The organism is Streptomyces sp. NPDC059788, assembly GCF_042732265.1.
Taxonomy (GTDB): Bacteria; Actinomycetota; Actinomycetes; order Streptomycetales; family Streptomycetaceae; genus Streptomyces.
In genome coordinates, this window is sequence record NZ_JBHWHY010000019.1 from 143,725 (window position 1) to 165,329 (window position 21,605).

Genomic DNA, 21,605 nt, shown 5'->3' on the forward strand with positions numbered 1-21,605 from the left:
CCGCCCGGTGGGCACGCGGGACTCCGCACGTCCCGTTCGCGCGTGCCCCGGACAGCGCTGCTCGGGAGTTTCGGGGGCGCGGACCGACCGCGCAAGGGTGCCTTTCGGACGCGCGGCCGGCGCCGTGCGCACAACCGCCCCGGCAGCACCAACCGGCGCTCCCGGGGCGGCCGTTGACCCCCTCGGTCGGGACTGTGACGGCTCAGCGCGCGAGGCGGTTCCGCTCGCCCGCGCGCAGCGCGAAGGGCAGTGTGTTGCCGGGCGGCGGGAAGGGGCAGATGAAGTGGTCGGCGAAGGCGCAGGGCGGCAGCAGGGTGCGGTTGAGGTCCACGGGGACGGTGCCGTCGGCCGCGGGGGCCGGGGTCCGCAGGAAGCGGAAGCGGTAGCTGTCCGTGCCGCTGGTCGTGTCGGCCAGGACCGCCCACAGCGTGCCGTCCGCCTCGACGGCGACCTGGAGCGTGTGCTCGTCGCCGTCCAGGGTGAAGGCCAGCTCACCGGCGAGGCCGAGGCCCCGTTGTTGCCCGTCGGCGTTCGGCACCTGGACCGTGCGGCCCGCGCCGTACGGCCGGAACAGTCCGGGCCGCACCCAGTCCTCGTCGTACGGGAAGACGTCGATCCCGCCGAAGGTGCGCCGGGCCTCGGAGCCGGGGTCGAAGACGCGGACGGCCCACTGTCCCTCGCGGCGCAGCACCGGCAGCCGCCGGCCCTCGTGCGCCACCCGGGCCGTCGCGGGGGCGCCGTCCGGGCCGAGCCGTTCGGCGCCGTCCAGCGGGGCCCCGGCCACGGTCAGCCCGTCGGCGGCGGACGCGCGCAGGACCACCGCGTCGCCGTCCTGGGTCCAGTGGCCCGGTACTCCGTCGAGGCGGCCGTCGGGGAAGTCGGCGAGCCAGTGGGTGGCGGTCAGCGCGAGCGGCCCGTACGGCAGGGCGATCTCGGCGGCCCGCCGCTCGTGCCATTCCCGCCAGTCCTGCTCGGCCCGTGCGCTGGTACTGCTCGTGGTGCTCATGCGGTCAGTCCTTCCCTACGGGCCGTACCGTATCCGGCAGCCCCAAGTGAGAGCGCAGCGTCGTGCCCTCGTATTCCGTCCGCAGGACGCCGCGCTCCTGGAGCAGCGGCACCACCCGGTCCACGAAGCCGTCCAGGCCGCCGGGGGTCAGGTGCGGTACGAGGATGAAGCCGTCGGCGGCGCGGGCGGCCACGAAGGCGGTCATCTCGTCGGCGACGGCGGCGGGCGTACCGACGAAGGACTGCCGCCCGGTCGTCTCGATCACGGTCTCACGGATCGACAGGCCCTTGGCCTCGGACAGCGCCCGCCAGCGGTCGGCGACCGCCTTCGGGTCGGCGATCCGGACCCGGCCCTGAGCCAGTTCGGAGTCCGGTTCCGGGTCGAAGGCCGGCAGCGGCCCGTCCGGGTCGTACGCGGACAGGTCCACGCCCCAGATCTGTTCCAGTGCCAGCAGCGCGTTCTGCGGCGAGACCTGCTGCCGGCGGATCGTGACGGCCCGCTCCTGGGCGTCGGCCGCCGTGTCGCCGAGGACGAAGGTGACGCCCGGCATGATCTTCAGGGAGTCGGCGTCCCGGCCGTGGGCGGCCAGCCGGCCCTTGACGTCGGCGTAGAACTCCTGCCCGGCGGTCAGGGTGCTGTGCCGGGTGAAGATCACGTCGGCGGTGGCGGCGGCGAAGTCGCGGCCCTCGGCGGAGTCACCCGCCTGGATGATGACGGGGTGGCCCTGCGGGCTGCGCGGGAGGGTGAAGGCACCCCGGACGGTGAAGTGCGGGCCCTGGTGGTCGACCGGCCGCGGTACGCCCCCCGGTGTCCAGGAGTCCCACAGTTCGCGGGCCGTGGCGACGAACTCGGCGGCGCGGGTGTAGCGGTCGGCGCGGTCGAGGTAGCCGCCGCGGCGGAAGTTCTCGCCGGTGAACGCGTCGGAGGTGGTGACCACGTTCCAGGCGGCGCGGCCCGCGCTGAGGTGGTCCAGGGTCGACAGCCGCCGGGCCAGCTCGTACGGCTCGTTGAAGGTGGTGTTGACGGTCGCCGCCAGGCCCAGCCGGTCGGTGACGGCCGCCAGCGCGTTCAGCACGGTCAGCGACTCCGGGCGGCCCAGGACGTCGAGGTCGTGGATGCGCCCCTTGTGCTCGCGCAGCCGCAGCCCCTCGGCGAGGAAGAAGAAGTCGAAGCGGCCGCGCTCGGCGGTACGGGCCAGATGCTCGAAGGAGGCGAAGTCGATCTGTGATCCGGCCTCCCGGTCGGTCCAGACGGTGGTGTTGTTCACGCCGGGGAAGTGCGCGGCCAGGTGCATGCGCCTGCGGTCCGGCGCGGTGGGAGGGGCGGGCACGGCGAGGGTGGCTGCCGTACGGGACGGGATGCTGGTCGTGGTCACGAGGAGACCTTCCGGGCCGGGGCGTAGCGGTTGGCCGGGCGCGGCAGACCGAGGTGCTCGCGCAGGGTGGCGCCCGGGTAGAAACGGCGGAGCCGGCAGCGGTGCTGGAGGACCGGCACGGTGCCGTCGACGAGCAGGGCGAGGTCGCGCGCGGGTTCGGCGGGCCGCAGGTGGAAGCCGTCGCTCGCGCCGTCCGCGTGCCAGTCGCCGATCAGGTCGGCGAGCCCGACGGCGTCGCCGGAGGAGTAGAGCTCGACGGGCAGCGAGGCGAGCACCAGCAGCCGGTCCGGGTCGCGGCCCAGGGCGCGGGCGCGTTCGCGCAGTTCGGTGCGGGCGGCGCCCGCCGTGCCGGGGTCCTCGGCCCGTACGAACGCGATGTCGGCGTGCGCCGCGGCCACCTCCCGCGCGGGCCGGGCCGTCGCGTCGACGGCGACGACCGGGCGGCCCTGCGGCGGCCTGGGCGTGATGGACGGCCCGCGCACCGAGAAGGACGTGCCGTGGAAGTCGACGTAGTGGAGCCTGTCGCGGTCGACGAAGCGGCCGGTGGCGATGTCGCGGATCTCCGCGTCGTCCTCCCAGCTGTCCCACAGCCGGCCGGCCACGTCGGCGACCTCCCCGGCCTCGCGCCACAGCGCGTCGGCGGGCGCGGCGTCGCGGCGGCCGAAGAGGCCGGCCTCGGCGCGGGTCCTGGACACCTCCACCGTCCAGCCCGCCCGGCCGCGGCTGACCCAGTCCAGGGTGTTCACGGCGGTCGAGACGTGGAACGGCTCGGTGTGGGTGGTGGTGACGGTCGGCACCAGGCCGATGCGCCCGGTGCGCGGCGCGACCCGGGCCAGTACGGCGAGGGCGTCCGGCCCCGGCCGGGCGAAGGAGTCGCCGAGCGTGACGAAGTCCAGGGTGCCGCGCTCGGCGAGCCCGGCCAGGCGGACGTAGTGCTCCGGGTCGTAGGCCTCGGGGCCGCGGCGGGCCCGGCGGGGCGGGCCGTCGAGGGCGACGGCGAGGTGCAGGGGGCGCAGGGAGCAGGGGGGCAGGGTCATGGGACGGCCTTTCGTCGCTTCTCACGGAGTGCCGGCGAGCCGCCGGCGAACTGCTCGCGGACTGCCGCGGGCCTGGTCAGCGGGGCGGGTGCCGGACCGGTTCGGGTACGGCGGGCTCGCGCAGGAACCGGAGCAGGGCGCGCGCGGTGGCGTCGTTCTGCCGGAAGGAGGGCGCGTTGGTGCGGGGCCGGGAGAAGGCGCCGGAGCCACGGGCGTCGGTGTGCGGGCCGAGCGCGAAGCGGCGCGGGTGCGGCCGTCCGGCGCGGTCCAGCACCCGGCCGTCGCGCGGGTCGACGGCGAGCAGGCCGGTGCCGGTGGAGGCGGCGCCCTCGTCGTACAGGCCGCGCAGCAGTGCGTCCTTCGTGTCCGCCACGGTGGGCTGCGGGAGTCGTGCCTCCACCAGCGCGCGGGCCTCGACGAGGACGCCCGGCGCGCTGGTACCGCGGGCCCGGAACACGCCGCGCTCCTGGTCGGCGGTGACGGTGACGCCTGCGCCGAGGAAGCGCACCACGCCCGCGCGGGACAGCGCGAGCAGCTGGCGCAGTCGCGGGCCGGGCGGCCCGGAGGCGAGGTAGCTGAAGAAGCCGTGCCACCAGGGGCCGTGGTCCCCGAGCCGTACGAGCTGCCCGTACACCGACAGCAGGGCAAGGAAGACCGCCAGGTCGGGGCTGTGCGCGGGGTCGTGCCGACGGGCGAGGTCGGCTTCGATGTAGCCGCGCAGGCCGTCCTGGAGGGCCTGCGAGTCGGCGTGGCGGACGCCCGCGAGAGGCCGGTCGAGGGCGTCCAGGTCGAGGCGGTCGGCGGGGTCGGGGACGGCGGCGGCGACCAGCGCCCGCAGTTCGTCGCTGAGCGGTTCGGCCGCCGCGTACTTCTCCTCGAAGGCGGCCCGGTCGGCGCGGACGCGCTCCGGGTGCGCGGTGAACAGGCGGTGGTAGTGGGCGAAGCCCAGTTCCTTGTCGATGAGCGGCCAGACGTCGCGGCGGAAGTCGAGGCCGCCGGGCCGGGCGAGCAGCTCGTCGACCTGCGCGGGCCCGAAGAAGCGGGGCAGCGGCGGCCGTTCGCCCCGCCAGGTGTAGCCGATCTTGGAGTGGTACGGGACGCCGCGCCGCGAACCGACGTACAGCACCGGTTCCCTGCCGGACGGCCGGTAGACCGGCTCGCCGTCCGGCCCTGTCCCGTACGAGCCGCCGCGCCCCTCGGTGAGCAGCACCATCAGGTCGACGAAGGCCAGCCCGAAGCCGCGCACGAGCACCGGCTCGCCGGGGGCCAGGCCGTCCAGGTCGGCGTCCGCCGTGAAGTCGGACGGCACGTAGGTCAGCCGGTGGCGTTCGGCGAAGGCGGCCAGGGCCCGCTGTTCCGGAGGCGGCTGGGCGTCGAGGTGGCCGAGGGCGAGGACGACGAGGTCGGCGACGAGCGGTGCGGGGCGGCCCTCCAGCCACACCTGCTGCCGGCCGCCGCGCGGGCCCGCGACGCGTACCGCGCGGCGGCGGTGCTCGTGCACGGTGACGCGCGGCGGCAGCGCGGCCACCGCTCGCCCGTACACCCACTCCAGGTAGGCGCTCTGCACCTGCCGCCCGGCGAACCCCTGCGGCCCTAACCCCCGTATCGGACCGGCCAGTTCGCCGGGCGCCGGGATCTCCCCCGCGCGCACCAGGGCGGCCCATTCGGCGAGCGAGGGCCCGGGGCGTACCGGCCCTTCCTGTTCGACGGACTCGTCGGTGAACATGGTGACGTCCTCGGCCGTCGAGTTCATCCACAGCAGCGGGGACTGGTCACGGCGCCAGACGCGGCCGCCGCCCGGCGGGTGCGGGTCGACCAGGTGCAGGTCCAGTGGCGCGTCGCCGTACAGCTCGGGGGCGTTGGCGGCGATGCGTTCGAGCAGCCCGGTGCCGCGCGGGCCCGCGCCGACGAGGACGACACAGGGGCGGGTCGGGGGGTGGAGGGGAGGCGGGGACGGCGAGGCGGCCGTCGCGTCGGCGTTCGCAGACATGCGTGAAGGCTCCGTGGATGCGGTGATCCCACTGGGGAGTTGAGCGTCTTCACACACGGGGCCCGAAGGCCGGCACCGGACCGCGCCCCTCAGCACGGCCGATCCTTGAGGCTATGTGTCCGGCACACCCTGCTGTCAAGGCTGTCCGTACTGTGAGCAGGGAGGCGGTACACGGTTGACGGGAAACCGGATGCCTGTTCCACTTAGCCGCATGGACTCACGGCAGCGGCTGGTCACCCGCGACCACATCGACTTCGGTCGTGTGTGGTCGGCGTCCTGTTGAGCTGACTCCCTGCCCCGCCCGCCCCGTTTCCGGCCGGGCCTTCCCGCGGCACCGCTTTCCTTCCGCCGCGTCCTCACACACCGGCGCCCGTCGGCGCACCCTCCCCTCGCTCCGCCGCTCCACTCCCGCACCACCGCTTGCCCCGCACCGCTTGCCCCCGCACCCCGGCACGATCCGGCCGGTCCGGTCTGGCCCGGCAGCGCGATTGTCGACAAAGTTCGGCGCCCGCGCCGCCGGGCCCCGGTGCGCCCCGGTCAACGCCGCGCCTTTCACCTGCGTCCGGCCGGGTTCACCTGACCCCCCGTACGGGGCAGGAACGGGACGCCGTCCGCTCGCGGACCATTCGTATTCCGTCCGGTTTGGATGCAAGAACGATCGGGTACCGGTCGGCCACTGGACGTTCCGACACTCGATGTGACAGCCTTCACACGGTCAGTTCCCGCGACTCTCCTCAGTTCTGACGCCATGCCACCCTCTTTGCACCAGATGTGTCACGAACCCCCCGTGCGGCGGCTATCCACTTGGCAGAGCATCCGCATCATGGACGACGATAGAGGTGCGGACACACAGACCGCGGGTGAGAGGAGGCGTCAATGGGATCGGTACGCAAGGCAAGCGCCTGGCTGGGCCTCGTCGACGACAACGATGACGAGCGCTACTACGACGACGACTACGCCGAGGGGTCCGAGCCCGGCAGCACCGGGAACACCCCGTGGGTGACCGACCCGCGCGTCCAGGTCGCCGACGAGAGCGCCCAGGACCAGGGCACCCGCATCGCCACCGTCACGCCGGAGGGCTTCGGGGACGCCCGCGGCATCGGAGAGCTGTTCCGTGACGGCATCCCCGTCATCGTGAACCTGACCTCGATGGACTCCTCCGACGCCAAGCGGGTGGTGGACTTCGCGGCCGGGCTGACCTTCGGGCTGCGCGGCTCCATCGAGCGGGTGGCCACCCGGGTCTTCCTGCTCACCCCGGCCGACTACCGCATCATGAGCGGTGAGCCCGGCCGGCGCCGCCCCGAGGGCGGCTTCTTCAACCAGAGCTGACGGAGGAACGGGCGGGAGCGTCGTTCCGGCCCGGGGGCCGGGGCGGCCGTCGGCCCCGGCCGGTCCCGGTCACCGGAACGCGTCCAGGCCGGTGAGCGCCTTGCCCAGCACGAGCTGGTGCATCTCGGCGGTGCCCTCATAGGTGAGCACCGATTCCAGGTTCGTCGCGTGCCGCATGACGGGGTACTCCAGCGAGATCCCGTTCGCGCCCAGGATCGTACGGGCCGTGCGGCAGATCCCGATCGCCTCCCGTACGTTGTTGAGCTTGCCGAAGCTGATCTGTTCCGGCCGCAGCCGGCCCGCGTCGAAGCGCCGCCCCAGATGGTGGGCGAGCAGCACGCCCTTGTGCAGTTCCACGGCCATGTCGGCCAGCTTGGCCTGGGTGAGCTGGAAGCCGCCGATGGGCCTGCCGAACTGCTCGCGGGTACGGGAGTAGTCCAGCGCCGCGTCGAAACTGGCCCGCGCGGCGCCCATCGCGCCCCACACGATGCCGTACCGGGCGTGACCCAGGCAGCGCAGCGGGCCGCCCAGCCCCTTGGCGCCGGGCAGCACCGCGTCGGCGGGCAGCCGTACCTCGTCCAGGACCAGTTCGCTGGTGACCGAGGCGCGCAGCGACCACTTGTGCCGGATCTCCGGCGCGGAGAATCCGGGGGTGCCGGCCGGGACGAGGAAGCCGCGGATACCGTCGTCGGTCTGCGCCCAGACCACGGCGACACCGGCCACCGACCCGTTGGTGATCCACATCTTGCGGCCGGTCAGCACCCAGTCGCCGCCGTCCCGCTTGGCGTGGGTGCGCATGTTGCCCGGGTCGGAGCCGTGGTCCGGCTCGGTCAGGCCGAAGCAGCCGATGGTCTCGCCGGACGCCATGCCCGGCAGCCAGCGCTGTTTCTGCTCCTCGGAGCCGAAGCGCCAGATCGCGTACATGGCGAGCGAGCCCTGTACGGACACCAGCGAGCGGATGCCGGAGTCGGCCGCCTCCAGCTCCAGGCAGGCCAGGCCGTACTGGACGTGCGAGGCGCCCGCGCAGCCGTAGCCGGTCAGCGCCATGCCCAGGGCGCCGAGCGAGCCCAGTTCGCGGGCCAGCTCCCGGATGCCGGGCAGCTCGCCCTTCTCGTACCACTCGGCGATGTGCGGCAGGACCCGGTCGCCCGCCCACCGGCGGACGGTGGCGCGCACCTGCCGGTCCTCGTCGGAGAGCAGGTCGTCGATGCCCAGCGGGTCGGCCGCGTCGAAGGGCGGGAGCTGCGGGGACGGGGGTGCGGACATGGCGGGGCCTCCGGTAGCTGCGCGCACACAAAAACTAGCGGTGTTAGTTATCCGGCTCCGACGTTACGGCGGCCCCTGCTACGGCGGCAAGAGTCACCGCCGTACGCGGAGCCTGCCGACGGCCCGTGGCGCGGCGGCAAGGACCCCCGCCGTGAGCGAAACCCCCGCCCGGCCGCTGCTCACTCCCCCGCTTCGCTACCGGCCGGAGTTCGCGGGCGCCGGCTCGGAGCCGCAGTGCGCGCCGTCGCCGTCGGTGCGGTCCCCGGCGTCCGCGGCCCGCCGCGGCAGCCGCAGGGCGATCCCCGCGCCCACCAGCAGCAGCACGGCGCTGGTGACGAGCGTGATGTGCAGCCCGTGGACGAAGGCGCCCTGCGCGGCGTCGCGCAGCACCGCCTTGGCCTGGTCGCCCAGCGAGGAGGCGACCTTGTACGCCTCGCCCAGCGAGTGCGCGGCCGACGTGGACGCCTTCTCCGGAACGCCGCTCACATGGGACAGTCCCGGCGCGTAGGCGGCGTTCATGACGCTGCCGAGCAGGGCCACGCCGATACCGGCGCCGAGCTGGTAGGAGGTCTCGCCGATGGCCGCCGCGCCGCCCGCCTGGTCGGCGGGGGCCTCGCTGAGCATCGACTCGTAGGCGCCGAAGAGCGTGCTCTGGAAGCCGAAGCCCAGCAGCACGAAGCCCAGGACGAGCAGCCAGGGGCGGTCCGTCTCGTCCATCGCGGTCAGGCACAGCACGGCGGCCGCGGTGAGCACGAAGCCCAGCGAGACCATCACCCGCGGGCCGACGGCCTGCAGGACCTTCGAGCCGGTCAGCCCGGCGGCCATCGCGGCGAAGACCAGCGGCAGCATCCGCAGCCCGGTCTCCAGGGGGCTCAGGCCCAGGACGAGCTGGAGGTACTGCACCGCTATGAGCTGGAGCCCGACGAGGGCGAGCATCGCCAGCACGATGCAGCCCACCGAGGTGCCGAAGGCCGGGCGGGCGAACAGCCGCATGTCGATGAGCGGGTGCTCGCGCTTGCGCTGGCGCCGTACGAAGACGATGAGCAGCAGGGTGCCGACGAGGATGGAGCCCAGCGTGGTCGGGCCGATCAGCGCCTCGCCGCTGCCGATGCGCTTGACGCCGAGGACGACGCCGAGCACGCCGAGCGCCGCGACGACGGCGCCGAGGGTGTCCCAGGGCCCGTTCCGCTCGCCCCGGGACTCCGGCAGCAGCCAGCGGCCGATCAGGGCCATGACCGCCATCATCGGGATGTTGATCAGGAAGACCGAGCCCCACCAGAAGTTCTCGACGAGGAAGCCGCCGAGGACCGGGCCGACGGCGGCGCCGACGGCGGCCACCGCGCTCCACACCCCGATCGCGACCGCCCGCTCGCGCCGGTCCGGGAAGACCTGGCGCAGGATGGACAGCGTCGCGGGCATGATCATCGCGCCGCCGATGCCGAGCAGGGCGCGCGCGATCATCAGGGTCTGCGGATTGGGGGCCAGCGCGGCGGCGGCCGAGGCCGCGCCGAACAGGCCGTACCCCAGGAGCAGGATGCGGCGGCGGCCCACCCGGTCGCCGAGTGTGCCGAAGAGGATGAGCAGGGAGGCCGCGATCAGCGGATAGATGTCCACGATCCACAGCAGTTCCACCGGCCCGGGGCGCAGGTCCTCGGTGACCGAGGGCACCGCCACGTACAGGATCGTGGTGTCCAGCGCGACGAACAGCAGGCTGACGCAGAGCACGACCAGTACGGTCCAGCGACCGGCGCTGCCGCCTCCATGCCGGGGAACACCCGCCGTCCGCTCACTGCCGGACGTGGTCGTCCCGGACATTCGCGTACCTCCTGTCATGCTCTCGCGGCCGCGGGCCGTGGCGTGGGAACGCTCCGGCGAAACCGGCGGCACGGGCGAGTTGAGACGTCAGACTACGCGAGTCGCGTGACGTGACGCGTGGCTCACCCCACGATGAGACGCTCGTCGCAGGGCTCCGCGGTTCCCTTACCCGCTGACGGGCGGCGGACTCCGGCCACGGGATAATCGGCCGGATGAACGATCTTGCCCCCTTCCGCGCCCCGGAGCCTACCGGTCCCGGCGGCGCGCGCCCGGTGCGCTCCGCGCTGCGCCGGGCCGCCCCCGCACTGCTGGCGTACGCCGCGATCCGGGCGCTCGGGGTCGTCGTCCTGGCCGCCTGGTCCGCCGCGCACGGCAAGAGCTGGCACACCCTGCTGACCGCGCGCTGGGACTCGCTCTGGTACACCCGCGTCGCGGAGCAGGGCTACGGCTACAGCGTCCAGCTGGCCAACGGGGACGTGCATTCGAACCTGGCGTTCTTCCCGCTGCTGCCGTGGCTGGAGCGGGGGCTGTCCGCCGTGACGCCGCTGTCCGCCGCCGACGCGGGGCTGGCGGTGTCCTGGCTCGCGTCGCTCGCCGCCGCCTGGGCGCTGTACCTGACCGGCGAGCGGCTGCACGGGCCGCGGGCCGGGGTCGCGCTGGCCGTGCTGTGGGCGGCGCTGCCGGTGGGGATCGTGCAGTCGATGGCGTACTCGGAGTCGCTGTTCACCGCGCTCGCGGCGTGGGGCGTGTACTGCGTGCTGACCGGGCGGTGGGTGACCGCGGGGGCCCTCGCCTCGCTGGCGGGGCTGACCCGGCCGGTGGGGGCCGCGGTGGTCGCGGCGGTGTGGATCACCGCGGCGGTGACGCTGTGGCGGGACCGGCCGGCCGGCGGCGCCCCGCGGTGGGGCCGGCACCGGCGGCTGCTCGTCGGCGTGCTGCTGGCGCCGCTGGGCTGGTGCGCCTATTTCCTGTGGGTGGCCGCCGAGCAGGGCAGCCTCACCGCGTATCTGGACGTGCAGGGCGGCTGGGGCAACGGCTTCGACGGCGGCGCGGCTTTCGCCGCGTTCCTGTGGGACCTCGGTTTCCCCGCGGGCCTCGGGCTGCTGGCCGGGGTCGCGCTGGTGGTCTGGCTGTACGTGGTGGGCGCGCGCCGCGGGCAGCCGCTGCCGCTGCTCGTCTACGGCGGTGTGGTCCTGCTGCTGGCGCTGACGGCCAAGGGGTACTTCGGGTCGAAGCCGCGGCTGATGATGCCGGCCTACCCGCTGCTGCTGCCGCTCGCCGCCGGGCTGGCGCGGTGGCGTCCGGCGGCGGCCTGGGCGGTGACGGCCCTGGTCAGCGCGGGGTCGGCGGTCTACGGGGCGTTCTGGCTGAACGGTTCGGGCCCGCCGTGAACGGAACATCCCCTTCCGCGAAGGCCTTCCCGGGGAAACGGACCGCGACACCCGTGCGAATCGGCGATAAACTTCTCCGGCGAATTGGAAAGGGCGCTCCCGGGACGGCTTCCGGAGGTCCTGGCGGACACAATCCGACGGCCGTTGAATTCCTTCCGAAAACCCCTGGCCAAAGTCGCCTTTGAGACAGATTGCACATCACATCGTCATTACAAAGCTCACAGTTTGACCAAGCATCGACATCACACGCGGTAACGTCGATTGAGTGCGTACCGATGACAAGCTCGACCAGATGGAGGAGCACCCGGCCGACCGCCCGCCGCCACGTATGACCCGGACCCGCTGGTGGCTGTTCGGGGGCACGCTGGCGGTGTACGTGGCGATCGTGGCCGGTGTGCTCGCCACCTCATGGCTGGTCACCTTCGACTGGCAGGCCATGCTCTTCCGGCCGTACAAGCAGTGGCCGGAGATCCACGCCTTCCTCGACTACTTCGTGGTCCTGGGCCAGCGGGGCCCCACCGCGGTCGCCGTGGCGGCCTGGCTGGGCTGGCGCTGCTGGCGGACCAAGAACCTCCACCCGCTGCTGGTGCTGGGCACCTCGCTGCTGCTGCTGAACATCACCGCGGGCGCCGCCAAGCTGGGCATGGGCCGGCTCGGCCCGCACTACGCGACCACCATCGGCGCCAACGAGATGTGGCTCGGCGGCGATATATTCCCTTCGGGCCACACCGCGAACGCCGTCGTCACCTGGGGCGTCCTGGCCTATCTGGCGACCACTCCGCTGCGCCGCCGTGCACTGTCGGTGATCGCCGCGCTGGGTGCGCTGGGCGTGGGCATGACCACCGTCTACCTCGGTACCCACTGGGTCAGCGATGTGCTGCTGGGCTGGGCCGCCGGACTCCTGGTCCTGCTCGCGCTGCCCTGGTTCGAGCCCGCGGTGGAGTGGGCCGAGGCCCGGCTGTGGGCCCTGTGGCTGCGGGTGCGCGCCGGCCGCCTGCCCGTGCCCGCCCCGCTCGCCCCGGCACCGGCCCGCTCCGGACTGTCCGCGCCGCGCCCGGCCCCCGAGGAGGAGGTGCTGGTACGGGACACGACGGGCACCTCCCGCACCGGCACCGCCGCCCGCGCCGCGGATCCCCGGCCGCACCACCCGCCGCGGCCGCACACGGTCCGCTCGGAGCGCACCCCGGTCACACCGACCGGCAGCCGCCGCCCGCCGCACGCCGACCGGGCGCCGCGCACCGCGCCGCTCGCCCCGGCACCGGCCCGCGGCCGCACCGGCGGCAGCTGACCCGCTACAGGACCCGCGGGGACGGTACGCACAGCCTCTCCCCCGCGCAGCCGACGGCCCCGGCCGCTCCTCAGGGAGCTTGCCGGGGCCGTCGTCGTATCCGAGAACCGTTCCGGGCCCTCGTCGTGTCCGGGGGGCGCGGCAGGCGGCTCAGCCCTTCCAGCTGCGGGTCACGGCGCCGTCCTCGACCTCGAAGTTCAGGCGGCCCCCCAGGTACTCCATGGTGATGATCGTGCCCGGCGCCAGGGAACGGACCGTGGTCCAGCCGCGCTCGCGGGCGCGTTCCTCGGCGGCTTCCCGCGCCAGTCCGACGTAGCTCTCGGGGTCGTCGTCGGGCTCGTAAGGGGACTTCGGTACAGGTGCCATGACAGCCACCGTAGGCGCCCGAGTTGGCAGGTGGAAGGGCCCGGGTGCCACACCCGGGTACCCGCCTCGTCCCCCCTTGGTCACACTTCTGTCACAGCATGACGGCGCGTGTTTGCCACCGTTTTTGTCACCCGTACGAGCCGGGCACTGCACCAACCGGGTGGGAATCGAGGTCGGCCGGATTTCGGCCTTGATCGCTGTCCGGCGGCCGTCACAAGACCCCCCTGGACCGGCCGGAATTAATTCCCCGTCAGCAGCCGGTTATTCCTTCCTTTTCGCTTCGTCCGACATCCCGGTAATGGGCCGACGGCACGCCGCCGGCGCATATTTCGCGCGCATCGGCGCCGGTCGGCGGGTTTGGGTCCACCGCCGCGCGGTACTCGCTGTTGCCGAGGAGCCCATGGGAGACAACACAGCGAACACACCGGACAAGAGCAACAACCACCGAGCGGCGTCCGCCCGCCCCAGCGCACCGGAACTCCTGCGTTCGGCCCGGGAACAGCTCGCCGAGCTGACCGGCCTGACCCCCGAGACCGTGTCCCGGTTCGAGAGGACCGACGACGGCTGGGTCCTGGAGACCGAGGTACTGGAGCTCGCCCGGGTACCCGAGACGATGAGCCTCATGGCGCTGTACGAGGTCAGTCTCGACCCCGACGGGATGCTCACGGGCTACCGGCGCGTCAGCCGCTACGAGCGTGCGAGAGGAAGACCTCAGACATGACCGTTGTCCCGGCACAACAGCAGTCCGGGGGCGGGGGTGGCACCAGTGGCCTCTACGACGTACTGGAGCTGATCCTCGACCGCGGCCTGGTGATCGACGCGTTCGTCCGCGTCTCACTGGTCGGCATCGAGATTCTCAAGATCGATGTCCGTGTGGTGGTGGCCAGCGTCGACACCTACCTGCGTTTCGCCGAGGCCTGCAACCGGCTCGACCTGGAGACCGGCGCCAACAAGAGCCCCGGCCTGCCCGACGTGGTCGGCCAGGTCACCGAGTCCGGCGCCAAGGGCAAGTCCAAGGGCGCGCTCTCGGGCGCGGCCGAGACGTTCGCCGAGGCGATCGGGCAGGGGCGCGACAAGGGCGAGAGCGAGGGCGAACCGCAGCGCAGGACGCGGCGCACCACCTCCCGTAAGAAGGAGGAGAGCGAGTGAGCACGTACGTCTACGGCATCGCCCGCGCCGGCCATCCCGACCCCGGGCAGGAGATCCTGGGCATCGGCGACCCGCCGCGGCCCGTCCGCGTCGTGCGCCGGGGCGACCTGGCGGCGATCGTCAGCGACTGCCCCGACAAGCTGCGGCCCAAGCGCCGCGACCTCCTCGCCCATCAGCACGTGCTGACCGAGACCGGGGCGGACGGAGCGGTGCTGCCGCTGCGCTTCGGCTCGCTCTCCGACAGCGACGAGGCGGTCCAGGAAGTCCTGGCCGAACATGCCGAGCACTACAAGGCACAGCTGAACGACCTCAACGGACGCATCGAGTACAACGTCAAGGCCGCCCACCGCGAAGAGGCCGTACTGCGCCGGGTGCTGACGGAGGAGCCGGAGATCCGGACCCTCAACGAGGCCAACCAGGCCTCCGGCGGCGGCGCGTACCAGGAGAAGCTGCGCCTGGGCGAGCTGGTCGCCAACGCCGTACGGGCCCGCGAGGTCGCCGACGCGCACACCGTGGAGGCGGCGCTCACCCCGAAGGCGGAGCAGTCCTGCCCGGGGCCCGAGGGCTCCGGCTGGCTGGTCAACCTGTCGTTCCTGATGCGGCGCGAGGACGCGGCCGCCTTCCTGGACGCCGCCGACCGGCTCGGCGCCGACCACCCGCAGCTGGAGCTGCTGGTCAACGGGCCGCTGCCGCCGTACAGCTTCGTACGGCCCCTAGAGCCCGCCGCCGCGGAGTGAACCGGTGGGCCTGATCAAGGAGCTGCTGCTGCTCCCGGCCGCGCCCGTGCGCGGGACCGGCTGGGTGCTGCGGCAGGTCCTCACCGAGGCCGAGCGGCAGTACTACGACCCGGCCGTGGTCCAGCGCGAACTGCGCGAACTGGCGGAGCAGCTGGACAGCGGACAGATCGACGAGGCCGAGTTCGACCGGCGCGAGGACGCGCTGCTGGACCGGCTGGAGGAACTGCGGCGACGGCAGTCCGGGGCGTAGCCGCCCCGGCCCCGAAGGGGCGTGGCCGCTCCGGCCCCGCACCCCACCGCACAAGCCAAGAGCCCCACCGTACGGGGCAAAAGCCCCGATCCATAAGGAAAACCACCGAACCCGACAGTACGAGATCCCCAAGAAGCATCGCGCGGCACGTCCGGCCGTCAACGGGACGGCGGACGAGCGCGACCTACATGGAGGAGATCACCGACATGAAGAACCGGCCGGCACTGGTGCTGGCCGTCGCCGGAGGCTATCTGCTCGGCCGCACCAAGAAGGCCAAGCTCGCCATCGGTATCGGCAGCATGGTCCTGGGCAAGCGCCTGAATCTCGGCCCGCAGCAACTGGTCTCTCTGGTCAACGACCAGATAGCCGCCAACCCGCAGCTCAAGGAGTTGCGCGAGCAGCTGCGCGGCGACCTCAAGGGAGTGGGCAAGGCGGCGACCGGCGCGCTGGTCACCAAGCGCCTCGACTCCCTGGCGGACAGCCTGCACGAACGGACCCTGAACGTGCGCGACCAGCTGGACGCGGGCGAGGTCGGCGGCAAGGCCGCGGACACCGTACGCGGCGTGGCCGGCGGCGGACAAAACGACGAGGAAGCCTCCGACGACGGCGAGAAGGAGACCGCCAGAGGCCGCGGCGGCGCCCCGCGCAAGACCGGGGGCACGGGAGGCGGCGCCAAGAAGCAGGGCGCCCGCACCGCGAAGGCCGCCGCCGAGACCGGCGCCAAGGCCGCGCCGGACAAGCGCAAGCGGCCCGCGAAGCAGGCCGCCGCCGCACCGAAGAAGACCGCCTCGGCCGCGCGGAAGACGACCCGCGCCACCACCCGTCGGAGCGGAGGTGAGGGCCGTGGCTGACGCGAAGACCGGCGGGCCCATGGCCGCCGTCAAGGACACCGTGGCCGGCAACCCGGCCGTCGACCGCCTCAAGGAGGAGGCCGCCTCGTTCGCCGCCGCGCAGGCGCAGCGCCTGCTGGTGGCCACCGGCAAGCGGCTCGGCGAGGCCACCACCCGGCTCACCGACGTGGCCGAGGGCCGCGGCAACGGCCTGGTCGGCCCGGTGATCAAGGACACACTCAAGGGCGCGGTCAAGGACACCGCCAAGAACTCCGTCAAGGGCGCCTTCAAGAAGCTCACCGGCGGGCGCAAGGGCGGCGGCGGCAAGGGCAAGTTCGTGACGATCAGCGAGGACGTCGACGTCGGCGTGCCCGTCCGCGAGGCGTACAACCAATGGACGCAGTTCCAGGAGTTCAGCACCTTCGCCAAGGGGGTGCAGGGGGTGGAGTCCGCGGACGACACCGACTCCAACTGGCGCGCCAAGATCTTCTGGTCCACCCGCAGCTGGAAGGCGCACACCACCGAACAGCTCCCCGACGAGCGCATCACCTGGACCTCGGAGGGCGCCAAGGGCACGCTCAAGGGCGTCGTCACCTTCCACGAGCTGGCCCCCACCCTCACCCGGGTGCTGCTGGTCATCGAGTACTACCCGAAGGGCCTGTTCGAGAAGACCGGCAACATCTGGCGTGCGCAGGGCCGCCGCGCGCGGCTCGACCTCAAGCACTTCCGCCGCTTCGTGATGATGCGGGGCGAGGCGACCGGCGAGTGGCGCGGCGAGATCCGCGACGGCGAGGTGGTCGTCGGCCACGACGAGGCCCTCGAACGCGAGGAGCAGGACCGCGAGGAGCGGGACTCCGAGGGCACGGACCGGCCGTCCGGGGACGCGTCCGAGGAGGAGCCCGGCGACGAGGAGACGGACGCCGAGGACGCCGCGTACGAGGACGAGGAGACCGAGGCGGACGACGAGGACGCGGACGGCGCCGAGGACGCGTACGACGAGGAAGAGGCCGAGGACGAGCCGGACGAGCCCGAGGACGCCTACGACGACGAGGACGACCAGGCCGACGAGGACGGCGAGGACTCCGCCGACGACGCGGCGGACGCCGACGAGGACGACGCCGCCGACGCGTACGAGGAGGAGCCGGTGGACGAGGAGGACGCCGCGTACGAGCCGGAGCCGGCCCGATGAGTTCCCAGACCCCCTCCCCCTACGGCGCCTCCGGCGGCGGCGCCAACCTCGCCGACATCCTCGAACGCGTCCTGGACAAGGGCGTGGTCATCGCCGGTGACATCCGCATCAACCTGCTCGACATCGAGCTGCTCACGATCAAGCTGCGGCTGATCGTGGCCTCGGTCGAGCGCGCGGAGGAGATGGGCATCGACTGGTGGCGCGACGACCCGTCGCTGTCCTCCGGCGCCCGGCGCCGCGAACTCGCCCGGGAGAACGAGCGGCTGCGCGAGCGGATCGCCGCCCTGGAGGAGCAGGAGTCGCGAGAGGAGATCACTTGAGTACGCACGGCGCCGAGCTGATGTACACCTACGCCGTCGCACGGGCCGGCTGCCGACCGCCGGACGGGCTGCTCGGCGTCGCGGACGCCCCCGTGGAGACCGTCACCGAGGGCGCGCTGGCCGCCCTGGTCTCCCGGGTGCCCGCCGCCGACTTCGAGGAGCAGGCGCTGCGCGCCCACCTGGAGGAGATGGCGTGGCTGGAGCGGACCGCCCGCGCGCACCGCAGTGTGGTGGACACCGCCGCCGCGGAGTTCTGCGTGCTGCCGCTGCGCCTGGTGACGGTCCACCGCGACGAGCGCGGCGTCCGGCAGGTGCTCGCGCAGCGCGCCGAGGAGTTCCTGAGCGCGCTGGTGAGCCTGGACGGCCGGATGGAGTGGGGCGTCAAGGCGTACGTCGAGGACGCGGGGGGCGACAAGCCCGCCGTGCCCGCGGGCGGTTCGGCCCGCCAGGCGCCCGCCGACGGCTCGGGCCGGGACTTCCTGCGCCGGCGGCTGGCCCACCGGCAGGCCCAGGAGCAGACCCAGCGGCGCGCCGACGAGCTGGCCCGCGCCGCCCATGAGGCGCTGGAGAAGTTCGCCGAGCGCAGCCGTCTGCACCGGCCGCAGGACGCCCGCCTTTCCGGTGTCAGCGGACGCAACGTGCTCAACGGCGCCTACCTGATACCTCGTGAGCTGGCGGACTCGTTCGCGAGCCTGGTCGGCGAGCTGGCGGACCGCAGCCCCGGCGTGCGGATCGAGCTGACCGGGCCGTGGGCCCCGTACTCCTTCGCGCAGCCGCCGCAGGGCCCGGAAGCGGGCGGCGGGGACGCCGGGCCGGGTGCCGTATGACGTCGCCGCTGCCCGGCCCGCAGCCGGACAACCCGCTGGCCGAACGGCAGATCGCCCTGGTCGACCTGCTGGACCGGCTGCTGGCGGGCGGCGCGGTCATCGCGGGCGACCTCACACTGCGCATCGCCGAGGTGGATCTCGTACGGATCGACCTGCGGGCCCTGATCAGCTCGGTCAACGCCGACGTTCCGTCGCCGTTCGAGGAGTCGGGGCCGTGACATCGCGGGCCGGCACCCGGGCCGTGACACCCCAGGAAGCCGAGGAGGAGGTGGCGCCGTGACCCGGCGCGTCGAACTGGACGAGGACACCGTGGAGCGCGACCTGGTGCGGCTCGTGCTGACGGTGGTGGAACTGCTGCACCAGCTCATGGAGCGCCAGGCGCTGCGTCGTGTCGACCAGGGCGAGCTGTCCGAGGACCAGGAGGAGCGGATCGGTCTGACGCTGATGCTGCTGGAGCGGCGGATGGGCGAGCTGTGCGAGCGGTACGGCATCGGCAAGGACGAACTGAACCTGGATCTCGGCCCGTTGGGCCCGCTGCTCCCCCGGGAGTGAGCGCCGGGCCACGCCCCCGCGCCGATCCGCCGCGGCACGCCGCAATGATCCGGCCGGGGTGTGCGGGCCCCCTCGCGCGACCGGGCCCGGACGGCCATCATGGCCTGTGCCCGAGCACGTCCCTTACCGGCCCCCGGCGGCAGCGGCCTTGCGGTTGCTTCCGGCCGCGCCGGTTGCTCCTTCGCGAACGAGGTGGCGCAGATGGGTACGGACACTGTGGAGGCCGGCCCGCGACCGGTGCGGGCGCGGCGGCCCGGCGCGGTGGTGGTGGACTGGCTGACCACCACCGACCATAAGAAGATCGGCCATCTCTATCTGGTCACCGCGTTCGGTTTCTTCCTGGTCGGCGGTCTGCTGGCGCTGCTGATGCGGGCCGAACTGGCCCGTCCTGGGCTGCAGATCATGACGAACGAGGAGTTCAACCAGGCGTTCACCCTGCACGGCACGATCATGCTGCTGCTGTTCGCCACCCCGGCCTTCGCGGGCTTCGCCAACGAGATCATGCCGCTGCAGATCGGCTCGCCGGACGTGGCCTTCCCCCGGCTGAACATGCTCTCGTACTGGCTGTTCCTCTTCGGCGGGCTGATCGTGCTGGGCAGCCTGCTGACGCCGACCGGCGGCGCCGCGTTCGGCTGGACCGCCTACGCGCCGCTCAACGGGATGGTCCGCTCGCCCGGCATCGGCGCCGACATGTGGATCATGGGGCTGGCGCTCTCCGGCTTCGGCACCATCCTCGGTTCGGTCAACTTCATCACCACCATCATCGGGATGCGCGCGCCGGGCATGACGATGTTCCGGATGCCGGTCTTCACGTGGAACGTACTGTTCACCTCGATCCTGGTGCTGATCGCCTTCCCGGTGCTGGCGGCCTCGCTGCTGGCGCTGGAGGCGGACCGGCGCTTCGGCTCGGTGGTCTTCGACGCCGAGTGGGGCGGCTCGCTGCTGTGGCAGCACCTGTTCTGGTTCTTCGGGCACCCCGAGGTCTACATCATCGCGCTGCCGTTCTTCGGCATCATCACCGAGATCATCCCGGTCTTCTCGCGCAAGCCGATCTTCGGTTACGTGATGCTGATCGGCGCCACGATGGCGATCACCGGGCTGTCGGTGGTGGTGTGGGCGCACCACATGTTCGCGACCGGGGCGGTGCTGCTGCCGTTCTTCTCGTTCATGTCGTTCCTGATCGCCGTGCCGACGGGGGTGAAGTTCTTCAACTGGATCGGCACGATGTGGCGCGGCTCGCTGTCCTTCGAGACGCCGATGCTGTGGGCCGTCGGGTTCCTGGTGAGCTTCCTGTTCGGTGGTCTGACCGGGGTGATCCTGGCGTCGCCGCCGCTGGACTTCCACGTCACCGACACGTACTTCGTCGTCGCCCACTTCCACTACGTCGTCTTCGGCACGGTCGTCTTCGCGACGTTCGCCGGCTTCTACTTCTGGTGGCCGAAGTTCACCGGGAAGATGCTCGACGAGCGCCTGGGCAAGGTGCACTTCTGGACGCTGTTCACCGGCTTCCACACCACCTTCCTCGTGCAGCACTGGCTGGGCGTGGAGGGGATGCCGCGCCGGATCGCGGACTACCTGGCGGCCGACGGCTTCACCGTGCTGAACACCCTGTCGACCATCGGCGCCTTCCTGCTCGGCCTGTCCACGCTGCCGTTCCTCTACAACGTCTGGCGGACGACGAAGTACGGGACGAAGGTCGCGGCGGACGACCCGTGGGGCTACGGCCGTTCCCTGGAGTGGGCGACCTCCTGTCCCCCGCCGCGCCACAACTTCCTGACCATTCCGCGCATCCGCTCGGAGTCGCCCGCCTTCGACCTGCACCACCCGGAGGTGGTGCGGCTCACCCCGCCGGCCGCTCCGGAGCCGGCGCGTCCGGCGACGACGGAGCCGGAGCGGCCGGGTCCAGCGCCCGGGTCAGCCGGTCCCTGACCTCCCGTATCCGGCCGGCCAGCTCCGGCGGCTCGCGCACCTCGAAGTCGAAGCCCATCAGGACGACGTGGATCACCAGGACGTCGAGGCTGTGCGCGCCGGTGTGCAGCAGGCAGCGGTGTTCGTCGAGCGGTTCGATGACGCCGCTGGACGGGGTGATCTGCTGGGCCGCCTCCTCGGCCGAGGCGTGCAGCAGGATGGTGGCCCGTTCCGCGTAGACATGGGTGGACACGCCCCGCGAGACGTAGGCGGCGAGGTCGTCGGCCGGGGCCGGGCGCGGGGTGAAGCGCGGGCCGTGCGGCGGGGTGGGGGTGATGCGGTCGGCGCGGAACGTCCGCCAGTCCGCGCGGTCCACGTCCCAGGCGACTAGGTACCAGCGGCGTTGCGCGGACACCAGGCGGTGCGGTTCGACAGTGCGGCGGCTGGCCGTACCGTCGTGGGCCGCGTAGCTGAAGCGCAGCCGTTCGCTGTCCCGGCAGGCGTTGGCCAGTTCGGTGAGGGTGGCGGCGTCGACGCGCGGTCCGCCCGGGTGGCCGAGCATGGGGACGGTGAAGGTGTTGAGGGCGCCGACACGGCGGCGCAGCCGGTCGGGCAGGACCTGTTCCAGCTTGGCCAGGGCCCGTACGGAGGTCTCCTCGATGCCCTCGACGCCGCCGGCCGCCGCGGTGCGCAGTCCCACGGCGACTGCCACCGCCTCCTCGTCGTCGAGGAGCAGCGGTGGCAGTTCGGCGCCCGCGCCCAGTTGATAGCCCCCGGCGGTGCCGGGGGCCGAGTGGACGGGGTAGCCCAGTTCGCGCAGGCGGTCGATGTCGCGGCGGACGGTGCGCGCGGTCACGCCGAGCCGGTCGGCGAGATCCGCGCCCGTCCACTCGCGGTGTGCCTGCAGCAGAGAGAGCAGGCGGAGCAGTCGTGCCGAGGTCTCCAACATGCCGGGAATTGTGGCAGCACATGCGGACAGC

At 72.9% G+C, this 21,605-nt stretch carries 22 protein-coding genes; 14 read left to right on the forward strand and 8 right to left on the reverse strand.

What is annotated here, in order from left to right; all coding sequences use genetic code 11:
- Positions 1-202: 202 nt before the first annotated feature.
- The 4 genes from ACFV57_RS18675 to ACFV57_RS18690 all read right to left on the reverse strand — a co-directional run bounded on the left by ACFV57_RS18675 (position 203) and on the right by ACFV57_RS18690 (position 5,408).
- Positions 203-1,006: a DUF1684 domain-containing protein gene (locus tag ACFV57_RS18675; RefSeq protein ID WP_385232896.1), complete on the reverse strand. Its 804-nt coding sequence runs from the start codon at positions 1,004-1,006 to the stop codon at positions 203-205.
- Between the two features lie 4 nt (positions 1,007-1,010).
- Positions 1,011-2,300 (reverse strand): NtaA/DmoA family FMN-dependent monooxygenase, encoded by a 1,290-nt coding sequence (locus ACFV57_RS18680; protein ID WP_385232999.1) that lies wholly within the window; start codon positions 2,298-2,300, stop codon positions 1,011-1,013.
- A gap of 77 nt (positions 2,301-2,377) precedes the next feature.
- On the reverse strand, positions 2,378-3,418 hold the full coding sequence (locus tag ACFV57_RS18685; protein ID WP_385232899.1) for an LLM class flavin-dependent oxidoreductase: 1,041 nt from the start codon (positions 3,416-3,418) through the stop codon (positions 2,378-2,380).
- A gap of 76 nt (positions 3,419-3,494) precedes the next feature.
- Positions 3,495-5,408, reverse strand: a complete 1,914-nt coding sequence (locus ACFV57_RS18690; protein ID WP_385232902.1) for an FAD/NAD(P)-binding protein — start codon at positions 5,406-5,408, stop codon at positions 3,495-3,497.
- 876 nt (positions 5,409-6,284) lie between these two features.
- Between ACFV57_RS18690 and ACFV57_RS18695 the strand changes: the two genes are divergently transcribed.
- Positions 6,285-6,737, forward strand: a complete 453-nt coding sequence (locus ACFV57_RS18695) for a cell division protein SepF (protein ID WP_385232905.1) — start codon at positions 6,285-6,287, stop codon at positions 6,735-6,737.
- A 69-nt stretch (positions 6,738-6,806) separates the two neighbouring features.
- On the opposite strand, the gene ACFV57_RS18700 is transcribed toward ACFV57_RS18695, so the two are convergent.
- On the reverse strand, positions 6,807-8,003 hold the full coding sequence (locus ACFV57_RS18700) for an acyl-CoA dehydrogenase family protein (protein ID WP_385232908.1): 1,197 nt from the start codon (positions 8,001-8,003) through the stop codon (positions 6,807-6,809).
- A 195-nt stretch (positions 8,004-8,198) separates the two neighbouring features.
- A complete protein-coding gene (locus ACFV57_RS18705) occupies positions 8,199-9,818 on the reverse strand; it encodes an MFS transporter (protein ID WP_385232911.1) in 1,620 nt (539 codons plus the stop codon).
- 212 nt (positions 9,819-10,030) lie between these two features.
- On the opposite strand from ACFV57_RS18705, the gene ACFV57_RS18710 reads away from it, so the two are divergent.
- Both ACFV57_RS18710 and ACFV57_RS18715 read left to right on the forward strand, forming a co-directional pair.
- Positions 10,031-11,209, forward strand: coding sequence for a hypothetical protein (locus ACFV57_RS18710; RefSeq protein ID WP_385232914.1), 1,179 nt, complete (start codon positions 10,031-10,033; stop codon positions 11,207-11,209).
- 265 nt (positions 11,210-11,474) lie between these two features.
- Positions 11,475-12,497, forward strand: a complete 1,023-nt coding sequence (locus ACFV57_RS18715; protein ID WP_385232916.1) for a phosphatase PAP2 family protein — start codon at positions 11,475-11,477, stop codon at positions 12,495-12,497.
- 150 nt (positions 12,498-12,647) lie between these two features.
- Here the strand turns inward: ACFV57_RS18715 and ACFV57_RS18720 are convergent, their stop codons facing one another.
- Entirely contained in the window at positions 12,648-12,863 is a 216-nt protein-coding gene (locus ACFV57_RS18720) for an I78 family peptidase inhibitor (RefSeq protein ID WP_385232919.1), read from the reverse strand.
- A 400-nt stretch (positions 12,864-13,263) separates the two neighbouring features.
- Between ACFV57_RS18720 and ACFV57_RS18725 the strand changes: the two genes are divergently transcribed.
- The 11 genes from ACFV57_RS18725 to ctaD all read left to right on the forward strand — a co-directional run bounded on the left by ACFV57_RS18725 (position 13,264) and on the right by ctaD (position 20,646).
- Complete coding sequence (locus ACFV57_RS18725; protein WP_385232922.1) at positions 13,264-13,584, forward strand: gas vesicle protein; 321 nt, start codon at positions 13,264-13,266, stop codon at positions 13,582-13,584.
- On the forward strand, positions 13,581-14,012 hold the full coding sequence (locus ACFV57_RS18730; protein WP_385232925.1) for a gas vesicle structural protein GvpA: 432 nt from the start codon (positions 13,581-13,583) through the stop codon (positions 14,010-14,012). The genes ACFV57_RS18725 and ACFV57_RS18730 overlap by 4 nt, the downstream gene beginning before the upstream one ends.
- Positions 14,009-14,749 (forward strand): GvpL/GvpF family gas vesicle protein, encoded by a 741-nt coding sequence (locus tag ACFV57_RS18735; protein WP_385232928.1) that lies wholly within the window; start codon positions 14,009-14,011, stop codon positions 14,747-14,749. Before ACFV57_RS18730 ends, ACFV57_RS18735 begins: the two co-directional genes overlap by 4 nt.
- A 4-nt stretch (positions 14,750-14,753) precedes the next feature.
- Positions 14,754-14,999 carry a gas vesicle protein GvpG gene (locus ACFV57_RS18740; protein ID WP_385232931.1) on the forward strand — a complete coding sequence of 82 codons (246 nt, stop codon included), beginning with the start codon at positions 14,754-14,756 and terminating at the stop codon, positions 14,997-14,999.
- 206 nt (positions 15,000-15,205) lie between these two features.
- Positions 15,206-15,850, forward strand: coding sequence for a DNA primase (locus tag ACFV57_RS18745; protein WP_385232934.1), 645 nt, complete (start codon positions 15,206-15,208; stop codon positions 15,848-15,850).
- Entirely contained in the window at positions 15,843-17,018 is a 1,176-nt protein-coding gene (locus ACFV57_RS18750) for an SRPBCC family protein (protein ID WP_385232937.1), read from the forward strand. The genes ACFV57_RS18745 and ACFV57_RS18750 overlap by 8 nt, the downstream gene beginning before the upstream one ends.
- Positions 17,015-17,338 carry a gas vesicle protein gene (locus tag ACFV57_RS18755; protein ID WP_385232940.1) on the forward strand — a complete coding sequence of 108 codons (324 nt, stop codon included), beginning with the start codon at positions 17,015-17,017 and terminating at the stop codon, positions 17,336-17,338. The genes ACFV57_RS18750 and ACFV57_RS18755 overlap by 4 nt, the downstream gene beginning before the upstream one ends.
- The gene (locus ACFV57_RS18760) at positions 17,335-18,165 is read left to right on the forward strand and encodes a GvpL/GvpF family gas vesicle protein (RefSeq protein WP_385232943.1); all 831 of its coding nucleotides are present in this window, start codon (positions 17,335-17,337) and stop codon (positions 18,163-18,165) included. Before ACFV57_RS18755 ends, ACFV57_RS18760 begins: the two co-directional genes overlap by 4 nt.
- Positions 18,162-18,383: a gas vesicle protein gene (locus ACFV57_RS18765; RefSeq protein WP_385232946.1), complete on the forward strand. Its 222-nt coding sequence runs from the start codon at positions 18,162-18,164 to the stop codon at positions 18,381-18,383. The genes ACFV57_RS18760 and ACFV57_RS18765 overlap by 4 nt, the downstream gene beginning before the upstream one ends.
- Before the next feature lie 58 nt (positions 18,384-18,441).
- Positions 18,442-18,717: a gas vesicle protein K gene (locus ACFV57_RS18770; RefSeq protein ID WP_385232949.1), complete on the forward strand. Its 276-nt coding sequence runs from the start codon at positions 18,442-18,444 to the stop codon at positions 18,715-18,717.
- Positions 18,718-18,918: 201 nt separating this feature from the next.
- Positions 18,919-20,646: a cytochrome c oxidase subunit I gene (gene ctaD / locus ACFV57_RS18775; RefSeq protein ID WP_385232952.1), complete on the forward strand. Its 1,728-nt coding sequence runs from the start codon at positions 18,919-18,921 to the stop codon at positions 20,644-20,646.
- Here ctaD and ACFV57_RS18780 read toward each other — a convergent pair.
- Positions 20,558-21,574, reverse strand: coding sequence for a helix-turn-helix transcriptional regulator (locus ACFV57_RS18780; protein WP_385232955.1), 1,017 nt, complete (start codon positions 21,572-21,574; stop codon positions 20,558-20,560). The two genes, ctaD and ACFV57_RS18780, sit on opposite strands and share 89 nt — an antisense overlap.
- Between the last annotated feature and the right edge of the window lie 31 nt (positions 21,575-21,605).

Excerpts from the sequence above, each read along its gene's own strand:
- ACFV57_RS18675 (WP_385232896.1), bottom strand. The coding sequence starts at position 1,006 with ATGAGCACCACGAGCAGTACCAGCGCACGGGCCGAGCAGGACTGGCGG.
- ACFV57_RS18720 (WP_385232919.1), bottom strand. The coding sequence starts at position 12,863 with ATGGCACCTGTACCGAAGTCCCCTTACGAGCCCGACGACGACCCCGAG.
- ACFV57_RS18685 (WP_385232899.1), bottom strand. The coding sequence starts at position 3,418 with ATGACCCTGCCCCCCTGCTCCCTGCGCCCCCTGCACCTCGCCGTCGCC.
- ACFV57_RS18755 (WP_385232940.1), top strand. The coding sequence starts at position 17,015 with ATGAGTTCCCAGACCCCCTCCCCCTACGGCGCCTCCGGCGGCGGCGCC.
- ACFV57_RS18765 (WP_385232946.1), top strand. The coding sequence starts at position 18,162 with ATGACGTCGCCGCTGCCCGGCCCGCAGCCGGACAACCCGCTGGCCGAA.
- ACFV57_RS18700 (WP_385232908.1), bottom strand. The coding sequence starts at position 8,003 with ATGTCCGCACCCCCGTCCCCGCAGCTCCCGCCCTTCGACGCGGCCGAC.
- ACFV57_RS18730 (WP_385232925.1), top strand. The coding sequence starts at position 13,581 with ATGACCGTTGTCCCGGCACAACAGCAGTCCGGGGGCGGGGGTGGCACC.
- ctaD (WP_385232952.1), top strand. The coding sequence starts at position 18,919 with ATGGGTACGGACACTGTGGAGGCCGGCCCGCGACCGGTGCGGGCGCGG.
- ACFV57_RS18690 (WP_385232902.1), bottom strand. The coding sequence starts at position 5,408 with ATGTCTGCGAACGCCGACGCGACGGCCGCCTCGCCGTCCCCGCCTCCC.
- ACFV57_RS18680 (WP_385232999.1), bottom strand. The coding sequence starts at position 2,300 with ATGCACCTGGCCGCGCACTTCCCCGGCGTGAACAACACCACCGTCTGG.
- ACFV57_RS18780 (WP_385232955.1), bottom strand. The coding sequence starts at position 21,574 with ATGTTGGAGACCTCGGCACGACTGCTCCGCCTGCTCTCTCTGCTGCAG.
- ACFV57_RS18705 (WP_385232911.1), bottom strand. The coding sequence starts at position 9,818 with ATGTCCGGGACGACCACGTCCGGCAGTGAGCGGACGGCGGGTGTTCCC.
- ACFV57_RS18695 (WP_385232905.1), top strand. The coding sequence starts at position 6,285 with ATGGGATCGGTACGCAAGGCAAGCGCCTGGCTGGGCCTCGTCGACGAC.
- ACFV57_RS18710 (WP_385232914.1), top strand. The coding sequence starts at position 10,031 with ATGAACGATCTTGCCCCCTTCCGCGCCCCGGAGCCTACCGGTCCCGGC.
- ACFV57_RS18725 (WP_385232922.1), top strand. The coding sequence starts at position 13,264 with ATGGGAGACAACACAGCGAACACACCGGACAAGAGCAACAACCACCGA.
- ACFV57_RS18745 (WP_385232934.1), top strand. The coding sequence starts at position 15,206 with ATGAAGAACCGGCCGGCACTGGTGCTGGCCGTCGCCGGAGGCTATCTG.